The 20,029-nt window shown below is 60.9% G+C and carries 15 protein-coding genes and 6 pseudogenes; 2 read left to right on the top strand and 19 right to left on the bottom strand.

All coding sequences use genetic code 11. The annotated features are described in order from the left end of the window. Nucleotides 1-16 precede the first annotated feature (16 nt). Nucleotides 17-232, top strand: a pseudogene (locus AC0V8S_RS38245) (IS66 family transposase); the annotation flags it as partial. Nucleotides 233-422: 190 nt separating this feature from the next. Here AC0V8S_RS38245 and AC0V8S_RS38240 read toward each other — a convergent pair. The 15 genes and pseudogenes from AC0V8S_RS38240 to AC0V8S_RS38170 form a co-directional block, all read right to left on the bottom strand. Further along, entirely contained in the window at nucleotides 423-707 is a 285-nt protein-coding gene (locus AC0V8S_RS38240; RefSeq protein ID WP_475438869.1) for a Fic family protein, read from the bottom strand. A gap of 72 nt (nucleotides 708-779) precedes the next feature. After that, entirely contained in the window at nucleotides 780-1,769 is a 990-nt protein-coding gene (locus tag AC0V8S_RS38235; protein ID WP_475438868.1) for an IS5 family transposase, read from the bottom strand. A 155-nt stretch (nucleotides 1,770-1,924) separates the two neighbouring features. Next, complete coding sequence (locus tag AC0V8S_RS38230) at nucleotides 1,925-2,371, bottom strand: hypothetical protein (protein WP_475438867.1); 447 nt, start codon at nucleotides 2,369-2,371, stop codon at nucleotides 1,925-1,927. After that, complete coding sequence (locus AC0V8S_RS38225; RefSeq protein WP_475438866.1) at nucleotides 2,304-2,675, bottom strand: ATP-dependent nuclease; 372 nt, start codon at nucleotides 2,673-2,675, stop codon at nucleotides 2,304-2,306. Before AC0V8S_RS38225 ends, AC0V8S_RS38230 begins: the two co-directional genes overlap by 68 nt. A gap of 67 nt (nucleotides 2,676-2,742) precedes the next feature. Beyond that, nucleotides 2,743-3,863: pseudogene (locus AC0V8S_RS38220) on the bottom strand (nucleotidyl transferase AbiEii/AbiGii toxin family protein). Next, complete coding sequence (locus tag AC0V8S_RS38215; RefSeq protein ID WP_475438865.1) at nucleotides 3,844-4,584, bottom strand: DUF6088 family protein; 741 nt, start codon at nucleotides 4,582-4,584, stop codon at nucleotides 3,844-3,846. Before AC0V8S_RS38215 ends, AC0V8S_RS38220 begins: the two are co-directional and overlap by 20 nt. Nucleotides 4,585-4,715: 131 nt before the next feature. After that, a pseudogene (xth, locus tag AC0V8S_RS38210) lies at nucleotides 4,716-5,469 on the bottom strand (exodeoxyribonuclease III). A gap of 598 nt (nucleotides 5,470-6,067) precedes the next feature. Continuing rightward, nucleotides 6,068-6,783: pseudogene (locus tag AC0V8S_RS38205) on the bottom strand (IS630 family transposase); the annotation flags it as partial. Between the two features lie 6 nt (nucleotides 6,784-6,789). Beyond that, nucleotides 6,790-8,385: an E2 ligase fold family C protein gene (locus tag AC0V8S_RS38200; RefSeq protein ID WP_475438864.1), complete on the bottom strand. Its 1,596-nt coding sequence runs from the start codon at nucleotides 8,383-8,385 to the stop codon at nucleotides 6,790-6,792. 3 nt (nucleotides 8,386-8,388) lie between these two features. Further along, nucleotides 8,389-8,877 carry a Mov34/MPN/PAD-1 family protein gene (locus tag AC0V8S_RS38195; RefSeq protein ID WP_183455342.1) on the bottom strand — a complete coding sequence of 163 codons (489 nt, stop codon included), beginning with the start codon at nucleotides 8,875-8,877 and terminating at the stop codon, nucleotides 8,389-8,391. Then, nucleotides 8,874-9,491, bottom strand: coding sequence for a putative metal-binding protein (locus AC0V8S_RS38190; RefSeq protein WP_475438863.1), 618 nt, complete (start codon nucleotides 9,489-9,491; stop codon nucleotides 8,874-8,876). The genes AC0V8S_RS38195 and AC0V8S_RS38190 overlap by 4 nt, the downstream gene beginning before the upstream one ends. After that, the gene (locus tag AC0V8S_RS38185) at nucleotides 9,484-9,780 is read right to left on the bottom strand and encodes a DUF2604 domain-containing protein (RefSeq protein WP_183455340.1); all 297 of its coding nucleotides are present in this window, start codon (nucleotides 9,778-9,780) and stop codon (nucleotides 9,484-9,486) included. Before AC0V8S_RS38185 ends, AC0V8S_RS38190 begins: the two co-directional genes overlap by 8 nt. A 463-nt stretch (nucleotides 9,781-10,243) precedes the next feature. Beyond that, a complete protein-coding gene (locus AC0V8S_RS38180) occupies nucleotides 10,244-10,474 on the bottom strand; it encodes a hypothetical protein (protein ID WP_183455339.1) in 231 nt (76 codons plus the stop codon). Further along, on the bottom strand, nucleotides 10,474-10,770 hold the full coding sequence (locus AC0V8S_RS38175; RefSeq protein ID WP_183455338.1) for a FliH/SctL family protein: 297 nt from the start codon (nucleotides 10,768-10,770) through the stop codon (nucleotides 10,474-10,476). The genes AC0V8S_RS38180 and AC0V8S_RS38175 overlap by 1 nt, the downstream gene beginning before the upstream one ends. A 41-nt stretch (nucleotides 10,771-10,811) precedes the next feature. Beyond that, a pseudogene (locus AC0V8S_RS38170) lies at nucleotides 10,812-11,000 on the bottom strand (IS110 family RNA-guided transposase); the annotation flags it as partial. A gap of 193 nt (nucleotides 11,001-11,193) precedes the next feature. On the opposite strand from AC0V8S_RS38170, the gene AC0V8S_RS38165 reads away from it, so the two are divergent. Continuing rightward, the gene (locus AC0V8S_RS38165; RefSeq protein ID WP_475439175.1) at nucleotides 11,194-12,138 is read left to right on the top strand and encodes an IS5 family transposase; all 945 of its coding nucleotides are present in this window, start codon (nucleotides 11,194-11,196) and stop codon (nucleotides 12,136-12,138) included. A gap of 115 nt (nucleotides 12,139-12,253) precedes the next feature. On the opposite strand, the gene AC0V8S_RS38160 is transcribed toward AC0V8S_RS38165, so the two are convergent. From AC0V8S_RS38160 to AC0V8S_RS38145, 4 genes and pseudogenes are all read right to left on the bottom strand, one after another. Beyond that, complete coding sequence (locus AC0V8S_RS38160; RefSeq protein ID WP_475438862.1) at nucleotides 12,254-12,724, bottom strand: hypothetical protein; 471 nt, start codon at nucleotides 12,722-12,724, stop codon at nucleotides 12,254-12,256. 66 nt (nucleotides 12,725-12,790) lie between these two features. Continuing rightward, nucleotides 12,791-13,558: an IS21-like element helper ATPase IstB gene (istB, locus tag AC0V8S_RS38155; RefSeq protein WP_183455162.1), complete on the bottom strand. Its 768-nt coding sequence runs from the start codon at nucleotides 13,556-13,558 to the stop codon at nucleotides 12,791-12,793. Continuing rightward, nucleotides 13,536-15,282: pseudogene (gene istA / locus AC0V8S_RS38150) on the bottom strand (IS21 family transposase). The gene istB and the pseudogene istA overlap by 23 nt, the downstream one beginning before the upstream one ends. A gap of 57 nt (nucleotides 15,283-15,339) precedes the next feature. Continuing rightward, nucleotides 15,340-19,929, bottom strand: coding sequence for a Ulp1 family isopeptidase (locus tag AC0V8S_RS38145; RefSeq protein ID WP_475438861.1), 4,590 nt, complete (start codon nucleotides 19,927-19,929; stop codon nucleotides 15,340-15,342). Between the last annotated feature and the right edge of the window lie 100 nt (nucleotides 19,930-20,029).

Here is a 20,029-nt window from a genome sequence, read left to right as displayed (position 1 = left end):
TAAGTTTACGGTGCCGGTCAGGCGCCTCGACGCGCTGTTCGAGATCGAGCGCGCCATCAACGGCCGCAGCGCGGACGAGCGGTATGCCGTGCGGCAGGAGAAAAGCAAACCACTTCTCGACGACATGCACGCCTGGTTGCTCCGCGAGCGCGATCGTCTGCACGAACTACTGCCCTGGCACTGGAAGCGCCTGCGCGAAGCCGACAAGCCCGCCAATCAGCAGGCCGCCTGACCTCACGCAATCATAGAGCCCGCCGCGCGCACGCGCGCGTGCCAATCATGCGGCCTTCGTCGTATGCGTACTCCGTAACCAACCGCCCCACAGTTCCTCATGCTCTCCAGGCACGCTCGTCGCACATGCCTCAGCCCGGTTTTAGGCGCACGCGGTAGACGCTCGTCTTGAACGGCGCACACCCAAGTTTTCAACGGAGCAGATGACGAAGCTCCAGGACCAATCGGGTGAGATCGCCCGCGTAGCTTGCGATCATCGCTGGCAAAAATGTTTCTCTTCTGACGCGACTAAAATCCATGGGATATCCCGAGCGCTCGCCGAGCATCGCCATGAATGAAAGTTGCGAACGGCCATTGCCTTCTCGGAAGGGATGGATCGCATTCAGTTCGCCCAGGAAATGGGCCGCCTCGGTCACGAAAGCCTCAGCGGTCTCTGCTCCGATCACCGACGGAAGCGCATTGAAAAGCCGCTTCATCTCGCCGTCGATATACTCGGCGTTGGTGCATGGGTCCGGACTTGAGCGGATGTCGATCTTTGAAGCGGCAGACTATGCTGTGGCCGCCTTGCGGCGGGCGGATTTCGGGCGTGCGCAGGCAAGCATGCGGTTGAGGACGGCGCAGCTGATGGCGACTTCGGTCTTCTGAACGGGAAGCGACCGTGCCCGCAAACGCCGCCCGATGGTGGACTTGTATCGCCCTATGGCGGTCTCGACCAGCGAGCGTTTGCCATAACCGTTGGAGACCTGCCATTTCATCCGGCCGTCTCTGCCGATTGCGGCGATATGCTGGTCCCTTTGGCCGGCAGGTCTATCGTCGAATGGTTCGACCGCGTTGACGCGAGGCGGAATGACGATTGCGGCGGCAGCGCTGTGATCGATGACTGCGTCGTAAGTCGGTTTTCCGTCATAGGCGCCGTCAGCAGTAAACTGTCCGATCGGACCGCCAATCTGGTCGAGCAGTGGCTCAACTTGAGAGACATCGCCAGTGTCCTGATCAGTCAGGGTATGGGCAATGATCTCGCCGCTGTCGGCATCCAGTGCCAGATGCAGCTTGCGCCAACTGCGACGGGATCTGGCGCCGTGCTTCTCCTCCAGCCACTGACCCGCGCCGTAGACCTGCAGGCCGGTGCTGTCGACAAGAACATGCACTGGTCCCTCCGGCGCAACCTGGCGATCATGCCGTTTGTTGGGCGATTGCCATGTCCGCGCCCGACGGCTCAGGGTGGTATGATCGGGGACAGTGAGCGCCAGCCCCATCAGTTGCAGCACCGATTCCAGCAAGCCTTCTGCCTGGCGCAGCCGCAGGCCAAACACAAGGCCCAGCGTCAAGGTGGTCTCGATCGCCAGATCAGAATAGCGGTGCTGGCCGCCACGTGTCTTGCGTCTTGGCGCTTGCCACCTGGACAGGGCTTCCGGCGTCACCCACAGGGTCAAACTGCCGCGATGACGAAGTCCTGCCTCATATTCTGGCCAGTTCGTCACCCTGAACTTCATCTTCTCAATATGATGGCGGCGGCTGGTATTGTGTTTGAAAGGCATGGCTACGCTACAAAGGCTATTGCGGTGACCGCTTGCCTAAACCCACACCAATAAAAGATCCGTGCACCAACGCCTTGTCAGCAGCCTTTCGCTGCAACGCCGCGATAAGCAAACGCGACGAGCCCAGGCCGAGAGATCGGAGCGGTATGCCATTCTCATCGTGAAGAGAGATCGTGCCGCCCGTGAAGGTGACCGAGCCCGCATCGATGAGATGCCTGCACCGCCGCGCCGACTGGCACACCCATCTCGCCTGCAGCGGTCGTGACCAGCTTCAGGGACCCTTCGAGTTCCTTGAGTTCCTTCTGGTCGAAGGCGTCCCGCATTTGGCGGGCCAACCGGGTAAGCTCGCTCGATGTATCCGCCTTGCCATCTGAGAGTTTGCTCAGCACCGAGCCGCGCCGCCATGTCAGGTGGGTGTCCCCGGTAACACCCAGACGCGCAGGCGCAATTCGGGTGCGATCGGCCCAGTTGAGATTGCGGGTGCGTCCCGCTGCCTGAGCGCGCGGGGATACAAGTGACCATTCCGGCTCGAGATCACTCTGCACCGTGAGTTGCAGGGTCAGCGCCCGTTTCGATCCCGGCTCCCGGTTCGGGTTCGACAATGCCGGTGCCGGCGTTGAACCCTACGAGGAAATCGCCATAGGTGTCGATGCTCTTGAGCGGTTCATCGAGGGCACCAAGGGTCACGGAAATGCGAATGGGTTGATCAAAATCGATCGCATGAAAATCCGCATCCGTGAAGGACAGCGATCGCCGTGCGCCGAGGCACAGATCGATGGCGTCGAGGACGGTGGATTTCCCGCTGTCGCCCGTCCCAATCAGACAATTCACGCCTGGACCCGGCAACCAACGGAGCTTCTTGATAGCGCGAAAGTTCTCGATTTCGAGCACTCGGATCAATGTCATGCCATTCCACTCCCCCAGAACACGGCCGTGTCGACTTTTCCCCTATGCCCTCCTCTCACCGACATGTTCAGTGACTGGAGGCATCTTTCTGCTCGGCCGGCGCGACGTTGAGATATTGCTCGAGCGCCTTGATGCTCGCCATTACCTCCGCGAAAGCAGGCGACGTTCCGAAAATCATCGATGACATCCGCTGGTAGTCCGTCGCGAGCTTGGCCCGCATATCTTCCGTCGGAACCAGGCGATAGCTGCCCGGCACCGCGCGGTCGTAACGATGATCGGGCGCGCGAAACATCAGCGCCTTATGCTGTCGGCAGGCCTCGGCAAGCTCGCGCATGGATGCCGTCGCGACGCCGTAATCGGGGTGCGTCCAGATCTGATGGACGTCGTAGTAGTGGCGTGAGTACCGATTGAGATCAGGCCCGGGCCGCTCGGGATTGGCATCCTGACGCCGCTTTTCTGTCATCTCCGTCATCGCATGCAGGATCAGCACTTTCTCCCAGAAGGTCCGCTCGGGCCTCACCGTCGTCACGTTCCGAAAGGCGAGGCTTTCCCGTCCGGCATTTCGGCAACGATGTAGGGCACGATCTCGCGTGACTCGGCCGGCTCGGGATCGGGGCGCGCACCGCCTTCGATCCGGACCGCCGCCTGCACATAGCTGCCCGCGGACTCAAAGACGCTCTTGTAGCCAAGCACCAGGATGTCGAGCGCTTCCTTATTGCGGTAGAGATCAAAGCCGAAGCCCAACGAAAAATGGCCAGGACGTCCGGCCGCCTCTTCGACGATCGCGAGCTCCCTGGTCAGCAGTTCTCTGAGCGGTCCGGAGATGTACTGCCGCGCTGCCTCGTCGACCTTCTCAGCGAGCGCGCGTTGCTGCTGATTGACGGAGGGCAGGGCGGCGATGTCCGCTTCCAGCGGGACATGCAGATCAGCTTTGTACATGCCGATGTCGATGTCCTCGGAGAACCGGCGCACCAATCCATACGCCTTGCTCAGGCTGGTGCCGCCCTTGAAATATAGACCAACCGGATCGTTCGGCCGGCGGTTGAACAGAAAGTCGAGCACCCAGCAGACGTAGAGGTCCTTTTCGATATTTGGCGCTTGGGTGCCCAAATGGGCGGCGACCGTCTCGAAGAGCGTACGGCGTTCGTCGACGCTCGAGCGCAGGATCTCAATGAACGTCTTCTGCATGATCGCCCTTCGTGGGTTCTGACTTCGGCGCGCTTTCGGTTTGATCCTCGACGATCCTGCGCGTGATTGTCTCTACCAGCGAATACATCCACGCGGGGACCGCATGAATGTTGTCGCGCAGGTCCTGAGCGATCTTGTCTCGATCGGGATTGCGCGACAGATGTCGGACGATCCCGTTGACGGCCGCATCGAAGCTCGATCGTTCATCCCGAAACCACGTCAGCGCCTGGATCACGCGCATGGCGGGCCGGCCGGCCCAGAATGCCGTCTTTGCCGAGATGCGCTTGAAGTCGAGTCTGTAGATGACCGGCCTGGTCGCCAGCGGATCGCCTGCGCTCGCCTCGATCTCGATCGTTCGCGGATAGGTGTCGGCATAGATCGTCGAGCGCGCCGGGACGGCTGTCGTCAGGCCGAGGTCGTTCGCGGCGGTCATCCCATCGACCAGCACGCGCAGCTTGTCGCGCCGGGCGATAGCGTCGATGAACGAGGCGCGGGGCGGAAACACCATCTTGCCGGTCAGCTTGCTGACGCTGGGTTTGTCGTAGAGGCCGCGATAGGGCCGGCGGATGTCACCCCGCAGGGTCAGCCGTTGCAGCGCCTTCTCGACGGCATTAGGTGTCCCAATGTCGAGAAAGTCGGCGCGCGACCATACGCCGGCCGGCGCCGCCTGGGTGATCCGGTCGTGAATGCGATCGAGCGTGTCGGACGTCGGGTCTGGCATCTGGGCCGCCTTTCTGACCGAAGATTATATATAAAAATTGGTCAGTAGCAATCGACAACATCGTTGTGACCAGAATTTGTATTCAAACTTTGGTCAGTGCCTAATTCCGCCTCGCGGGTGTTCATCGATGCTCAATCGAGATCGATCCATGCCGGCGCATGGTCGCTCGGCTTCTCCCACGATCGCAACTCTGCATCGACGCCGGCGTTGCCTAGGCGATCTGATAGTGAGGGATTAATGAGGAGTTGGTCCATCCGCAGACCCGAGCTCCGATCATAGCCGCCCTGATAGGAGAAATTCCAATAGGTGTACACTGATGAATGCGGCGAACTGTGTCGATCCATCCTGCTTCATCTTCGCATAGGCTTGCCGGCTCTCTGGGAAGAAAACCGCATCGCCGAGTTATCGTCCCGGCGCGACCGCGTCGATCGGGGTTGGCACGACGTTGTAGTCGCCACACAGCACAGTCGGCGCGCCCGCTTCGAGCAGGTCCTGCCCGTAGCTGATGAGGCGGTCGAACCAGCGCAGCTTGTAGTCGAACTTGGGACCAGGCGCCGGATTCCCATTCGGCAGGTGGAGACAACCGACAACGAGCCCGTTCACGTCGATGTAGCGGCTGTAGGTGTCATCGGGATCGCCTGGCAAGCCGCGCCGGCGTTCAACCGGATCCGTCCCCCGAGACAGAATCGCCACTCCGTTGTAGGATTTCTGGCCATGCCAGATGGCGCCGTATCCCGCTTCCCGGATAGCCTCGACCGGAAATTTCTCGTCGGACGTTTTCAGTTCCTGGAGGCAGACGATGTCGTAGTCGGTAGCCGTGAGCCACTTGAGGAGCACGGGCAGCCGACCATTGACGCCGTTCACGTTGAAGGTGGCGATCCGAATGTTCCGCACTTTCCCTATAAGCCGACGAGACATGCAGCGCAGAGAGGCACCGGGGGATCATGATCAAGATCGTCGCTAACCAGCGCGCTTGCAGCCGCGCCTTTCGGTGCAATGGGCTGGCACACTGACCGCCAACTCGCTTGCCAAGGATTATGGGTGGGTCATTGAGGGCACCGGGGTGGTGTTCACGAACTACGGTCACGGCGAGGGGGGAGATATCACCACACAGGTGATGCTCGGAGCCGATCCAGAATATGGGGACGGCGTCGTCAAGATCGTGCAGCCGAAAGCGTCCCGCCACGACAAAGGGCCGACAACAGTGCTGGGTTGCGACGAGCTGGGACGTCTGCTGCTGCTTCGCGAGGGAAGGCTCCAGAAGAACAACCTGTCGCGCCTTATCAAGGACGACTTCGCCAAGCTCAGCGGGCTGGCTGAAGTGCCTTTGATTGTGAAAGGCGAACGCTCGGCGCGGCACTTCTACGTCGTGGCGGATCTCAGCGCCAAACCCGGGGACATCGTCGCGCAGACCGCAGCCTTTGCCAACGCGTGCGTCCGTGCTCGGAGCAGGGCTGGCGGTGGTGAGCCACGTCCTGTCCTTGCCCTCCTGCGGGCATATCGCCCCGAAGATATAGGCGGACTTGGTGCGTTGATCATGCGGTGCGGATGGCCGCGTTCCTCGCTTCGCCCAACGCCTCGTGATCTTGTTCTTTTGCCCAATCCGGGCTTCGTCCTGGAACCAAACTTCTATCGGCGTGCCGCGCGGGAGGGACGCTCTGACCTTGTCCAACTCGGCGGCAAAGCCCCCTTTTTGAAGGCCTCGATCGCGTCTGGATCCTGAGCATGATGCTTGGGCCGCGCTGAAAGCTTGCGGTAGCCGAGCACTCGCAGCTCGCGGCTCAGCGTCGACCTCGAAACCGACAGCGAGAATTCGTCCCAGAGCATTTGCGCCAGGTCGATGATCCGCCAGCGCACGACCCCGTGAACGGCCGGTGTCGGGCCCCTCTCGATCGCATCGACCAGAGCCGCGCGATGTGTCGCATTCAGCAGCGACGGCTGCCCTGGCGCCTTCCGGTCGATCAATCCGTCAGGTCCGGTCGCGTTGAACTTCACTACCCAGTCCCGGATGATCTGCAGCGTTACTCCGCCGATCCGCGCTGCCTCCGTCCGGCTCGCACCCTCATAGATCGCCGCCAACGCGAGCAGACGCCGAGCCTGTGCTCCAGCCTTTGATCTACGCGCGGCTGCTCTCACCGTGGCGGCGTCAAAATCTGTGCGAAGCGCGATGGGCATGGCGAACTCCGGTCCGGTTGCCATGTTGAATCAATTCAAGCCGCTGCTGGCAACCCCTCTAGAGTCAGCCTCAGTGAAACTTGGTATTAGCTGTTCAACGCTCTTGCTGTATTTGCGCCTGTAAGCGGCAATGAAATCGTCGTCGCTACAGATGCAGCGGCCGCTGGAATCTTTGGCCTTCGGATCGTGCAAGTGAGAGCCAAGCGGGCGCAGAAGATTCACCCGAGTGCTCGTCGTCGGGCTCATGGGAAAACCCGCACTATGTTTGACCATCTCCGCGGCAAGCATAATCCCGGCAAGCGCTGACTGAAAGGCCATCGGAACTACGGTTCGAACGAGGCGACTTCCATCGCTGAGCTGGAACACCAGACCGCCGCAGATAGCCTGCTGATAAAAGGAGCGCATGGGCTGGCCAACAAACGGGGCTAGCGGTTCAAACGGCACAGCCATCGCTGTAGCCACCCGAACTACAAAGTCGTTGGGAACTCCGGCATTGGTCTGCAGGAGCGTTTTCACCTGCTCGTGTGCTTCCGGTATTCCGAGTTCCTCGGCAATCAACTGGTGCTCGTCCTTGGATTTCCCGGACGGCAGGTACATGCAACAAAGGCAAGCCTGGCCGTCATCGAAAACATGCCGGGAGATCCCGAGATCGTGCTCCTGGGTCCAGGCATTCGCGATCCATCGGGGCAGAGTCCCTTGGACAGCCAGACGGTCGGCGGCGGTGTCAAGCGCCACACCCACTTGGTCGAAGACCCAATCGCCCCGGCGCGCAACATATTCTGCCCACGTCAGCGGATGCGCCTCGACCTTGAGGGCGGTCGATCGAAGGGCGGTGGTTGCAAGGACCGCCTTGGACATGCCTATCTCCGCCTGGCCGGCCAATGCGTAGCGCTGCAGGTTTGAGAGTTCGATCGCTTCGGGATCGATTACATGCAGGCGACCCGACAGGCCGGGCTGTCTCGCTAGGGCCCAAAGCGAGCCATGGCCTATCGCGCCGAGCCCAACGAGGTGCGTTTCGCCAAGGTCGACAGGGAAGTCGATCGGGCCTGCCTCGCCGGCTTTGGTCTTGTCGTAGCTGTATAAGGAGAGGTCGATGTTTTCGTCCAACTCGGCGCCGGTCAGCTGGGCGGCGAAGATGGTTCGAAAGACGTTGGCGGCGCCGAAGCAACTGGCGGCGCCAGCTCCATAGGGCAGCAAACTCGGGCCAGAGCCCACCGGGTCCGTAAGCGACAGCTTTGCCGCCCAACCGTCCGATCCCATGAAAAAGGTCGGGCACCGGAGTGATGGGCGCGACACCCCTGCAACTACGCAGACCGTGGCAGACTTGCCGGAACGCCGGATGCCGATTTTTGGATTGATCGACTTTGCCAAGCGCTCCAGCGCTTGGGCTTGAGAGCTCGCCGCGCGGTCCAGCGGGAGTATCGCCAGAACGGGATAGAGCCTGGCGAGCAATCTCACTGCAAGATCTAGTGTCGCCTGGCCTTCGGCGCACGAAGCGGCCTGATCGTCGAAGGCGACGGCCACGACCTGCTTTTGAAGAGCTGTTTTGAAGTCTTCCAGATGAAAATTGGCCAGGACCTGCGATGCCGCCGTGGCGGCACGGTCGATGAAGTTAGCGAATGCCATTGTTCAACTCGTTATCGTGATCATTCGCGACAGTGCCGCGGAAGGGAGCGCATTCCAGTTGGCCTTTCCGTCAAGCCGATAGGCGGCCACCCGAGCAAAATCGAAAGGCTCGCGGGCGAAATTCGGCACTACCAGCGACAGACACCCAACCGTGGTAGCAACCGCATAAGCGTCGTCGGTCGTCGAATGGTAGGCTCGGCCCGGATGGCTATGGATCTGGGCCAAGAGTTTCAGGCCGCTCTTGTAGAGCCAGACATTGAGCCGGTGTAGTTCCTCGGCCGGAACTATCACGCAAACACCATCGCCCGTCCGAATGTGACGCTGCGCCGGGATAACCGTCTCTGTTACGGCAAAATACTGGTCTTCCTGAACGCCGACCCAGAGCGCCATCCCCTCATTGCCCTCGCGACCAACCGAGCGCAGATGCGCATGCGTGGTCGAGATGCAGCCGCGCGGGAGAGTCACGGTCGTTACATCCGTCAAAGCGCTCATTCCGGGATGGCCGGTAGGGGTACTACCATGGCTCCCACTGAGATTTGGAACTGATACTGAAGCTGCTCCACGGGGCCGGTCCCGTACTTGATGATCTTGTCCAGGATAAAGGCCAAACAGCCTTCGCCAGAACCCCGGTGGAGAAGCCATGAGTCACCTGAATGGGCTGGATTGTCGTGGTATTCCCGGACGCCTGCCATGCACAGGAATGGGGTGTGTTCCGCACTATTGGCCTGGATGAAGTCCGATAGCGACAGAGCGTTCTGCTGCATGAGGACCGAAATCATATCCGGTGGGGTTCCGGGTAGATGCGGTCGTCTTAGCATCCTTAACAGTAAATCCTTCCGGGCAATCGGCCGGCGCGTAAAGGGGTCGACGAAGACCACCGACGGAGGTCGGAGGTCGTAATTGGAGAAGTCAATCTGGACAGCTGCACCGATTATCTGGGGCGTTATCTTGGGCGGTGCGAAGATGAAGAAGGCCGTAGGGAAGCTCGCCTCGATCAGGAAACAACCCTGAGCCCGGTAAGCACCTGCTTGTGTTTGGAACCAGCCGATCTGCCGATCGAACTTCGCTCGCGAGACCGCAGGGTCCACAGTTTGGATTTCAGGCACCTGCTACACCCGCCTTCAGGCTGAGGAACAGGGTCACAATGCTCGCGAAACCGAAATCGCCAACCTTCTTGTCAGCGTCGAGCAGGTTGCCGGCCTCGTCCTTGAATTCCCAATTCTCGGCCGGTTGGGCGACGTTCTGCGTGTTCTCAAGGGCTTTGGTACGAACGACGTGAAGCGGCTGGTTGGGATTGGCTTCGACCTGCGTGGGCTGGCCGTTCACCACCACCGTGATCTCGATCTTGCCTGGCCCGCCGCCGTGATTATCGCCCTTACCCGAATCCTTCGACATTTGTCCTACTCCTGTGGCTTGCCAACCGGCCCCAAGCCCTTGTGCCCACCTGCTAGTGAGACCGGCGGTCTTCAATCGTCCACTCGGCGCCACGGACCGCGGGTACGCAAAAGACAGGGGATAAGCTACCGATTCGGTGCCACCTTCTTTTATGCGTGACTTGAGCCGCAAGTAAACGGGATAAAATTGCTCTTCACAACTCTAATCGATTAGAGCATTGCGAAAATATTGGCGGCACGCCTATTGATGTTCTCTCTCACTCGCCTGCTCCACTGACCATCGGCACACGTCCGTTCGACGACCAACCAGACGAGCGCACTGTCATTCAAGGCTTCAAGCGCGGCAGCCTGACCCACGCGAAGGCTGAGAAGGACATGACGGCAGCGGTCAATGCAGTCATGGGCAAACCTGACTTGCGCGTGGCGATAACCTTGAGAATGGCCGCGAGTTGGGCGCCGCGTCGCTACAGCCACAAAACACTGCCGGTCACCGCGAATGTGGGGCCTGCGAAATCGTCGCTGCCGACGGCGCAGCAATCACAGACACGCTTAACCGTTCCAACGATCTGGAGGACACGGCCGCGGACGTGCATTGTCGAAGCCTGCGCAACTGCTCGTTTTGCGAGCTGGAAGAAACGATCGATGTTCTCGTGCTCGGGGGAAATAGCGTCCGTCGGCTCGGCTGGCTCGGACATCACCTTGGTGTTCCGACATCACTATGGTTTGGCTTTGCAGAGTCTAGTAGGGCGCTACGCAGGCCGCTTTCGATCGCCGCAAGCTGGCTCTCGATCGTGGCGTCGACCAGTCCGGCATCGGTCTCGAGAATGCATCCCGCATCCTTTACGCGCGCGTCGGCGATCAGGTCGACGACGGCGCGCGATGTCGCGGTCGGGGGGATCTCGTCTAACCGGTTGCGGACCGCCTCTAGGAGCGACGGTGCCACACGTACTCGGACGAGGGAGTTGTGGCCCGCGAATTTCAGACCGCGCATAGCGATCTGCACTGCCGCAGTATATGCTCACCTGACCATATTTTCACGAAAGGGCGCACATATTGTGGTGCGATCAGCTTGACCTCATGGCCCAGCGACATCAACTCGCGTGCCCAGTAGTGGACGCTGCCGCAAGCCTCCATGACGACAACAGCCGTCGGCTGGCTCTGCATGAAACGCAGAAACTGCCCGCGCGACAACTTCTTGCGAAACAGTACCTCGCCCGTCATCGACGCCCCGTGGAGCTGTAAAACATTTTTTGCCAGATCAATCCCGATCATTATATTCTTCATTTGCCGTCCTCTCCGCTGTGTGACCTTTATGGATCACAACTCTGGCACACTGCGATGCCGTCTGGGGAGGGCGGCAACCACCCCATCTTGTTCCGACCCCAATACCAGCCGCCGCCATCATATTGAGAAGATGAAGTTCAGGGTGACGAACTGGCCAGAATATGAGGCAGGACTTCGTCATCGCGGCAGTTTGACCCTGTGGGTGACGCCGGAAGCCCTGTCCAGGTGGCAAGCGCCAAGACGCAAGACACGTGGCGGCCAGCACCGCTATTCTGATCTGGCGATCGAGGCCACCCTGACGCTGGGCCTTGTGTTTGGCCTGCGGCTGCGCCAGGCAGAAGGCTTGCTGGAATCGGTGCTGCAACTGATGGGGCTGGCGCTCACTGTCCCCGATCATACCACCCTGAGCCGTCGGGCGCGGACATGGCAATCGCCCAACAAACGGCATGATCGCCAGGTTGCGCCGGAGGGACCAGTGCATGTTCTTGTCGACAGCACCGGCCTGCAGGTCTACGGCGCGGGTCAGTGGCTGGAGGAGAAGCACGGCGCCAGATCCCGTCGCAGTTGGCGCAAGCTGCATCTGGCACTGGATGCCGACAGCGGCGAGATCATTGCCCATACCCTGACTGATCAGGACACTGGCGATGTCTCTCAAGTTGAGCCACTGCTCGACCAGATTGGCGGTCCGATCGGACAGTTTACTGCTGACGGCGCCTATGACGGAAAACCGACTTACGACGCAGTCATCGATCACAGCGCTGCCGCCGCAATCGTCATTCCGCCTCGCGTCAACGCGGTCGAACCATTCGACGATAGACCTGCCGGCCAAAGGGACCAGCATATCGCCGCAATCGGCAGAGACGGCCGGATGAAATGGCAGGTCTCCAACGGTTATGGCAAACGCTCGCTGGTCGAGACCGCCATAGGGCGATACAAGTCCACCATCGGGCGGCGTTTGCGGGCACGGTCGCTTCCCGTTCAGCAGACCGAAGTCGCCATCGGCTGCGCCGTCCTCAACCGCATGCTTGCCTGCGCACGCCCGAAATCCGCCCCCCGCAAGGCGGCCACGGCATAGTCTGCCGCTTCAAAGATCGACATCCGCTCAAGTCCGGACCCATGCACCAACGCCCCTCCGGAGGCCAATCAAAGCCGAGCATGCGAACCAGGACGCGCATGGTCGCGGTTAATAGTTATCTTTTGCGTTCAGGGAGCCACGGCGCCTGGGTCGGCTGATGAACACCGTCCGTTCGCGCATGTGAGGTCGAACTAATTGGCGGCGAAGGGGAGGCAGGCTCATCATCCAACAGTCGCCAGATTTCCGCTGGCTCGAATGCCAACAGCGGCCGGAGCTCCGGCGGCAAGCTCAGCCGGTCTTGCAGCGCCTGCCGATCGGCGACGAGGTTGTCGAGGTGCAGCGGCTCGTGGTCCGGCCGCTGCCCGTCCACCAGTCGTTGAACCAGCGCCCGCGTGCCGTCCACCACAAAGACGCCGCAATCATAACGGTTCGGCTGTCTGGCCATGCGGGCTGGCGCCAAGGTGGCGTTCAGCAGCCCTGCGAGCTGTCTTGCAGGCGCGTCGTTGTATCCCTCTCGCTGGAGGGAGTCGTAGTGATAGGCGACCGGCCTTTCCCGGTTGCTGCGATCAACCACCCCGCGGGTCACTTCAAATTCCCCCGGGTAGGGTCAGTCAAAATCCCCCACCCGCAAGACAGGACAGAAGTGGACTTGTTAGTTTGACTTTGTTTCCCGAGCAAGGGCTTCAGCGGCCTCTTTGAGGCGATAGCTGCGTCCATCGAACTCAAGCAGATGGCAATGATGCATCAGCCGATCGAGTATCGTCGTGCTCATGGTGTTGTCTCGCAGATATGTCCCCCAGTCCTGCACGACCCGATTGGAGGTGACGATGACGCTGCGGCGCAGTTTGTAGCGCTGATGGATCAGGGTCTGCAGCCATGCGCCGGCGTCGTCGGGGATGGCGCGTGCGAGGAACAGATCGTCGAGCACGAGGAGATCGCAGTCGATGATTGTTCGCATCCGGGCCTCGCGTTGCGCGGGGGCGTTCAGAGCGTGGCGGTGGAAGAAGTCATCGGTCTCGAGATACTGGACCTTGTGGCTGTGCAGGATCGCCTGATAGGCAATCGCCTTGGCGATGTGGGATTTCCCGGTGCCCGGTTTGCCAACCAGCATCGCGTTCTCGCCGGCGGCGACGAAGGCCAAGGTGTGGAGCTGGAAGCAAGTTTGGCGCGGCAATTTGGGATTGAAGGACCAGTCGAATTCGGCGAGCGTCAGTTTTTCATCGAGCCCGGATTGCTGATATCGCCGCTCGATAAGGCGGGATTGGCGACGATCCAGTTCGTCCTGCAGGATCAGGGAGAAGGTCTCGAGGAAGGGTTGGTTTGCGCCCTGCGCCTGCAGCACGCGCGTCTGCAGCGTGTCGCGGACGCCCGACAGGCGCAGCTGTCGCAGGCAGCGTTCAATTTCGGGTATGGTCATCATGGGGTTGGGTCTCCAGTTTGAGGTGAGAAGGGGTAGCGGGAGCGCTCGTGGCGGCGAAGCTGGTCGGGGTTGCGCAGGCGCCACGAGTGCGGGGTGGAGAGGCGCGGTCGTCGTCAGCCCCGGCCTGCCGGCCATTGTTGCCGGCATCGTGCCGCACAGCACGGCTGAAGAGGTCGCCATATTCCGCGGGGGCGCGGATCAGTGGATGATCCTGGGTGAGCTGCGATGCCGGCTGTGGGACTTCTTCAACCTGTTGGAGCGCCTGCTCAAACAGCCGCTCGACAGTCGCGCGTACGTGCTTGTAACGGTAGATGCGGTTGCTGATGGCATGAGCACAGGCCTGCTCGACCATCCGTGTCGGATACTTCCGGCTCAGCCCGACAATGCCCCACATCGCGCGCTGTCCGGGGCGTCCCTCGGCATCGAACATGTGTTGGCACAGGGCCTTGGTTTGTGGGCCGATGCGACCGGCGTTCGCCAGCAGCACGGCGGTTTGCCGTGACGGATTGAACGGCCGTTCGTTGATCGGCAGGACGACAGAACCGGGGTGCGTCATCCGGGGATGAATCCGCAGCAGCGCATGGGTGTGGCGATCACGGATCTCGATCGTGGAAGTGTAGATGCGCACGACGACCAGACTGCCGATGGCCGCGGGCCGCGCGGCGTAATAGCTGCTGTCGACGCGTACGGTGGTGTCGTCGCAGACGGTCCGAACGACTTCAGTGAAGATGCGGAAGGGTGCGACAGGCAGCGGCCGCAGGTGCGGCTTCTCTTCCTGGAACATGGCCTCGACCTGACGGCGAGTGCTGCCGTGGATGCGCTTGGAAGCCCAGTTCTCCTCCCAGTGCCTCAAGAACTCGTTCTGGGCTTCCAGCGTCTCGAAGCGCCGTCCGGCCAGCGCGGTCCCCTGGGTATGTTGAATCGCATTCTCGACGCTCCCCTTTCGATTGGGGTCCGCCACGCGGGCCGGATCGGCGACGACGCCGTAATGAGCCAGCATCGCACTGTAGATCGGATTGAGCTCGGGCTCGTACAGATCGGGCTTGAGGACGCCTTCCTTAAGGTTGTCGAGCACCACATAGCTGACCACCCCGCCAAAATACCGAAACGCTTCTTCGTGAAGCTGCGCCCAGACTTGCTGGCTGGATTGCCAGACCACCCGCCGGAAGCTGCGCCGCGAATAGCGCAGCGTCATCACGAACAGGCGGGGGCGACGGTACCGGCCGCTCTTGGGATCGATCGTCAGCGCGCCCTCGCCATAGTCGACCTGAGCCTCCTCGCCGGGGAGGAACTCAAGACGATCAAACTGCTTGGGATCGCTTTCTCGCAACGTGCGCACAAACCGCTTGACGCTTTGATAGCTGGACGGAAAGCCAAACTGATCGACCAGGTCCTGGTAAATCGCCTGTGCATTTCGCTTCAGGCGGACCTGTTCTTCGATCCACGCCCGATGCACTTCGCAGGCCGAGCGGGCCAGGCTGCTGGTGACCGTCGCTCCCGACACCCCAGAAGCCAGGTCGGGGTGGAGGAATTCGGTCCTCCGCGCTTGCCGAGCCGGTGGTCACTTCCCCGGGGGAATTTGCCTCCGTAGCAGCCCGTTGCGCTCGGTACCGCCGAATCGTCTTGCGATCGACACCCGTCAGCCTTTGAATCTCGCGCTGGCTGGTGTTGCGATCAAGTAATGTTAGTACGGTGCTTTGCAGATGTGCCTTCAAGACGTACAACTCCCGGTCCCCTCGCTGTATGAAAGGGGATGAAAATAAACGTCCTGCCTTACCCGGCTACCGCTGTTCAGTAGCGCTGCCGGTGACCATCAGGTGGGGGAGTTTCAAGTGACCATACCCGGGGGATTTTGACCGACCCACGGGGACCAGCAGCAGCGACCAATGGGTGCCGAGGCTATGCTCAGTGGCATTGTTCACGGGCAGGAACAGGAAATCGGCTGTGTCGTTGCCATCCTGATCATAGACAATGCGGTGCAATGCGTATTCCCTATCGATTTCGCTGAAACCGCGCAAGCGCAGGGGACCATTGGCTATGAGGGGATCCACCAACTGCGTCTGGCCGGCGAGCCTCGGATCGATCCCCCGCAGCCGCTCCTCCAGCAAATCGTAATCCCTCTGGATATGGTCGGTGCTCAGCCACTCGTCGGCGCCAAGCACCGACCCCACGGGGACATTGGAAGAGGCTGTCGGATGCGACGCCCCGATCTGGGCATCGGAGGAGGTGGTGGTTGGCCTCGTCAGATCAACCACTGGAAGACCGCGGTAGGTTTCTGGCAGCCTAGCGGTTGCTGGCGAGGCGGGTTGGGTAGTTCTTGCCGGTGGCGCTGCCGCTGGCGCAGCTTCACTCATCGGCGAAAGTTGCCCGCGATGGATGAGCTGAACGTCATCGGGCCCTCCCGGCCTGAAGACGGCGGCGGACCCTGTCCCTTGCATCATGGGCTGCCACTCCGTCTCGCGGAGCATCTGCCGCCGCTCCAACTCCTCGCTCAACCACGCCATAGCTTCGTCGTCCGAGGAGGCCGGCAGCGGAGAAAGCGCCAGCGGCGAGCCGGGCTGTCGAGCGCCCTGGTGATGACCCGGTACTGGCCCGGGCGGATTGGGATTAACCGCTGCCTCAAAATCGCCGTAGGCGTCTGAGCGAGCCCTGACATAGTGCACTGGCGCTGCTTCCGACGCTGGCCACATACTCCAATCAATGTTGAGCGGCATCTGCAGCGACCAGGTTGACGTGGACCTGGCAGGTTCCTGCCGTCCAGCTTGGATTATGTCCTGCGCCAGCTCAGGGGGAACCCCGGACCATGGTGGGCCGTCTTCAACCATCAGATCCTGATCGTAACCTTCCGGGCGGACCAATGGCCAAATAGCAGGTCCCTGCTGCGCAGCGGCGTCCCCGACGGCCGTCGCGACCGCATGCGGCGCCGCGGCGTCTTCGTACCCGCTCCCCTGCATCATCGGCCGTGCCTCCCATGGCGATGCACCCAGTTGATGGGTGGGGCCCGGCGTCAGCAGGCGACCGCCTGAATTAGCGATCCCGTTCAGCTGCGGCTCTGCAGCAAGGCCTTGCGGAACGTCCAGGGTCCTCTGCCTCTTCGCTGGCCTCAACCCAGCTGTGTCATGCTCATCGTCGATGAAGGCCTCCTCGCTTGGCAGGAGGTTGCTCCAGGCAGGTGCACCCATCAGCTCGTTCCGGGACCGCTGGTGATTGGACTCTCCGGGATTCGGTGCCTGGTCATGGCGCGCGGCGGGCTCTAGAAATGACGACGGGCCAGGTGCGTCCATCAGCCCCAAACGCATATCCTGATCGTGCGCTTTCGCAGGAAGCTCTTTTGCCAAACTGCCAGCCCGGTGCGACGCGCTGTGCCGCGCAGCGGCGTCGCCGACCCGCCTCCGCTCCATCGGTGCCGCGTTTTCGGAGTTGATGAGCGTCACGTTCTGGGGGGGAGGATTCAGCTTAGCGCGGCCTGCGATCGGCACGACGCCCGTCGACCGCAAGGTCCGGAGATGACCTATTGCCGCAACGAGTTTCCTGGGATCACCCTTTCCGATGAACTCGAGCACCTCACCGCCATCGCTCAGCGACTTGCTGTCGAGCCGAGCAACAAGGCTCGGTTTGTGATTTGCGAAGAGCCAGCCACCAAACCGGCGAAGAATACTTACATTATTCTTGACGGTGAGTTCGGCGACACCACCATTGATGAGAGCCTGCTCAAGGCCCAAAATAAGAGAAGCATCCTGGGGATAGAGAGGCGGCTGCGGCCGAGGCTGCTGCTTCCTGCGAAGCCGAGCTGACTGAGCCGGCTGCGGTGCCGAAGACGACAGCCCGGGTTCGTCCATCAGCTCCAACCGCACATCCTGATCGTGGGCTGCCGCAGCAACCTCCTTTGGCCAACTGAAAGCTTCCTGCGACGCGCTGCGCTGCGCAGCGGCGTCGCCGACCCGCGTCGGCTCGATCAATCCCGCGTTCTCGGGATCAGGAACGAGAGGAATGTGGCGCTCGCGCTCAATCGCTTTAGCGCCGGTGTCCGATTGTCGCAGATAATTCAGTGCGGAACCGATCCTTGGATCACCACCGGCGTCCTTCCTATAGCTCTTGACATCTCCATTCAACGCCTTGCGGGAAAGCCGACCAGCAATGCCCTTCTTATTGTTTTGACGCAGGTAGTCACTGAAGCTCCTGAGAGCAGTTGCATTCCTTTTGCCGGTCTTTATCGCTGCTTTGGCTCTGTACTCTTTGATGAGAGCGGCGATGAGAGCCGCGTCCTCCGGATGCGGTGTCAACTCAGCGCGGCCTGCGATCGGCACGATTCCGCCCGTCGACTGCGAGGTCCGGAGATGATTTATTGCCGGAAGGAGTGTCTTGGGATTACGCTTTCCGATGAACTCGCGCGCATCCTCGGTCAGCGACCCGTGGTCGAGCCGATCCTTAATGGGATCTTTGTTGTTTGCGAAGAGCCAGCGGCCAAAGCTGAGAAGAGAACCTACATAGTCGTTGGCGGTGTGCTCGGAGGCGTTGCCCTTGATGAGGGCTTCCCTGAGGCCCGAAATAAGCGGAGCATCCTGGGGATAAAGAGGCTGGTTCCTTCGAAGCCGAGCTGACTTAGCCGGCTGCGGCCCCGAAGACGACGGGCCCTGTTCGTCCCTCAGCCCCAAACGCACATCCTCATCGTGGGCTGCCGCAGCACGCTCATTTGGCCAACTGCCAGCTTCCTGCGACGCGCTGTGCTGCGCAATCGCCTCGCCGACCCGCCTCGGCTCCATCAGTGCCGCGTCCTCGGGATCAGGAACGAGGGGAATGTGGCGCTCGCGCTCCATCGCTTTAACGCCGGCCTCCGATTTTCGGAGATGATCCAGTGCGGCATCGATGATCCGATCACCATCGGCGTCCTCCTTATAGCCCTTGACATCTCCATCCAACGCCCCGCCGAAAAGCCGACCAGCAATGCCTTTCTTGTTGTTTTGACGCAGGTAGTCACTGAAGCTCCTAAGAGCAGTCGCATTCCTTTTGCCGGTCTGTATCGCTGCTTCGTCTCTGTACTTCCTGATGAGAGCCGCGTCCTCCGGATAAGGAGTCAACTCAGCGCGGCCTGGGATCGGCACGATTCCGCCCGTCGACTGCGCGGTCCGGAGATGACCTATCGCCGTAAGGAGTCTCGCGGGATCGCCCTTTCCGATGAACTCGCGCGCATCATCGGTCAGCGACTGCTTGTCCAGCCGATCCTTAATGGGATCTTTGTTGTTTGCGAAGAGCCAGCGGCCAAAGCTGAGAAGAGACCGTACGGTATTCTTGCCGGTGTGCTCAGAGGCATTGCCCTTGAGGAGGGCGCCCTTAAGCCCCAAAATAAGCGGAGCATCCTGGGGATAGAGAGGCTGTTTGCGAAGCCGAACTGACTGAGCCGGCTGCGGCGCTGAAGACGACGGGCCGGGTTCATCAATCAGCTCCAAACGCACATCCTGATCGTGGGCTGCCGCAGGAAGCTCCTTTGGCCAAATGCCAGCTTCGGGCGACGCGCTGTGCTGCGCAATCGCCTCGCCGACCCGCCTCGGCTCCATCAGCGCCGCGTCCTCGGGATCAGGAACGGAGGGAATATGGCGCTCGAGCGCCATCGCTTTAGCGCCGGCGTGCGATTTTCGGAGATGGGCGAGTGCGGCGCCGATGCTCTGATCATCGGCGTTCTTTTTATAGCCCTTGACATCTCCATCCAACGCCCCGTCGGAAAGCCGACCAGAAATGCCCTTCTTGTTGTTTTGACGCAGGTAGTCACTGAAGCTCCTAAGAGCAGTTCCATTCCTCCTGCTACTATGTGTCGGGGCTTCGTTTTTATACTCTTCGATGAGAGCCGCGTCTTGAGGATATGGAGTCAACTTAGCGCGGCCTGCGATCGGCAAGACGCTCCCCGTCGACTGCGAGGTCCGGAGATGACCTATTGCCGTAAGGAGTCTCACGGGATCGCCCTTTCCGATGAACTCGCGCGCATTATCGGCCAATGACTGCTTGTCGAGTCGATCCTTAATGGGATCTTTGTTGTTTGCGAAGAGCCAGCGGCCAAAGCTGAGAAGAGTACCTACATAGGTCCTGGCAGTGCCCTCGGCGGCGTTGCTCTTGATGAGGGCCTCCTCAAACCCCGAAATAAGCAGAGCATCCTCGGGATGAAGAGGGCGCTTGTTGAGCCTTCTGGATCGAGTTGACTGAGCCGTCTGCGGCGCCGAGCCGGCCGGCATTGCTCCACCACCTCCACCTGAATTGGCGATCTCGCTCAGTTGCCGCTCAAATGCCGCCGCACCTGCGGACGGAGCCGCACGTGAGCTCTCTTGCAGGCCGGTCCTGTTCGATTGTCCGCGCACCCGCTTGGTCGAGGTGAAATCCATCCGTTCTCACTTTCAGCAATACAAGCCCGTTTGAAGCTGGGCTTGGATCTGACATAGGGAAGCTGTCGAGAACCTGACGACAACGTGCCCGCCAAGACAG

It is taken from the genome of Mesorhizobium oxytropidicola (assembly GCF_056174625.1).
Note: the sequence above shows the minus strand (reverse complement) of the source record. Positions and strands in the feature narration are given on the sequence as shown.

What these genes read in the sequence shown, in the direction of transcription:
- AC0V8S_RS38240 (WP_475438869.1), bottom strand. Translation starts at nt 707, where the DNA reads ATGAAGCGGCTTTTCAATGCGCTTCCGTCGGTGATCGGAGCAGAGACC.
- AC0V8S_RS38235 (WP_475438868.1), bottom strand. Translation starts at nt 1,769, where the DNA reads ATGCCTTTCAAACACAATACCAGCCGCCGCCATCATATTGAGAAGATG.
- AC0V8S_RS38225 (WP_475438866.1), bottom strand. Translation starts at nt 2,675, where the DNA reads ATGACATTGATCCGAGTGCTCGAAATCGAGAACTTTCGCGCTATCAAG.
- AC0V8S_RS38215 (WP_475438865.1), bottom strand. Translation starts at nt 4,584, where the DNA reads ATGCCAGACCCGACGTCCGACACGCTCGATCGCATTCACGACCGGATC.
- AC0V8S_RS38200 (WP_475438864.1), bottom strand. Translation starts at nt 8,385, where the DNA reads ATGGCATTCGCTAACTTCATCGACCGTGCCGCCACGGCGGCATCGCAG.
- AC0V8S_RS38195 (WP_183455342.1), bottom strand. Translation starts at nt 8,877, where the DNA reads ATGAGCGCTTTGACGGATGTAACGACCGTGACTCTCCCGCGCGGCTGC.
- AC0V8S_RS38185 (WP_183455340.1), bottom strand. Translation starts at nt 9,780, where the DNA reads ATGTCGAAGGATTCGGGTAAGGGCGATAATCACGGCGGCGGGCCAGGC.
- AC0V8S_RS38180 (WP_183455339.1), bottom strand. Translation starts at nt 10,474, where the DNA reads ATGTCCGAGCCAGCCGAGCCGACGGACGCTATTTCCCCCGAGCACGAG.
- AC0V8S_RS38175 (WP_183455338.1), bottom strand. Translation starts at nt 10,770, where the DNA reads ATGCGCGGTCTGAAATTCGCGGGCCACAACTCCCTCGTCCGAGTACGT.
- AC0V8S_RS38165 (WP_475439175.1), top strand. Translation starts at nt 11,194, where the DNA reads ATGAAGTTCAGGGTGACGAACTGGCCAGAATATGAGGCAGGACTTCGT.
- istB (WP_183455162.1), bottom strand. Translation starts at nt 13,558, where the DNA reads ATGATGACCATACCCGAAATTGAACGCTGCCTGCGACAGCTGCGCCTG.
- AC0V8S_RS38145 (WP_475438861.1), bottom strand. Translation starts at nt 19,929, where the DNA reads ATGGATTTCACCTCGACCAAGCGGGTGCGCGGACAATCGAACAGGACC.